This is a genomic window from Streptomyces jumonjinensis (assembly GCF_009600885.1).
Lineage (GTDB): Bacteria > Actinomycetota > Actinomycetes > Streptomycetales > Streptomycetaceae > Streptomyces > Streptomyces jumonjinensis.
In genome coordinates, this window is sequence record NZ_VCLA01000207.1 from 459 (window position 1) to 1071 (window position 613).

1 protein-coding gene is annotated in these 613 nt (G+C 69.2%); it reads left to right on the plus strand.

All coding sequences use genetic code 11. The features are described from left to right. Positions 1-613 (plus strand): AMP-binding protein (locus FF041_RS39935; RefSeq protein ID WP_228388959.1); only part of this gene is annotated, 613 nt, incomplete at both ends.

Here is a 613-nt window from a genome sequence, read left to right on the forward strand (position 1 = left end):
CGGAACGCTCGCGATCGCTTCCTCGGAGGAGCGCAGGGAGCCCGAGGCGCTGGCGGAGATGATCCGCACCACCGGCGTCGAAGTCGCCAGTGTCGTCCCCTCCCTGCTGGGCGTCCTGGATCCCGAGTCGGTTCCCGGGGTGCGGAACTGGGTGTTGGGCGCTGAGCGGTTGAACGCGGATCTGGCGAGTCATTGGTCGGGTCAGGCGCAGGTGTGGAATACGTACGGTCCGACCGAGGCGACGGTGATCACGACGGCCGCTCCGCTGGACCGGGGTATCCGGCCCGAGGATCAGCCTCCGGCGATCGGCGCCCCGATCGGGAACGCTCAGGTCTATGTCCTGGACGGTTTCCTTCAGCCGGTTCCGGTGGGGGTGACGGGTGAGCTGTATGTGGCGGGTGCGGGTCTGGCCCGCGGATATGTCGGCCGCCCGGACCTCACGGCCGAACGGTTCGTCGCGTGCCCGTACGGCGGTCGGATGTACCGGTCCGGTGACCTGGCCCGCTGGACGGTCGACGGGCAGCTCCTCTTCGCCGGCCGCGCGGATGAACAGGTGAAGATCCGGGGCTTCCGGGTCGAGCCCGGTGAGATCGAGGCCGTACTCGCATCGCAT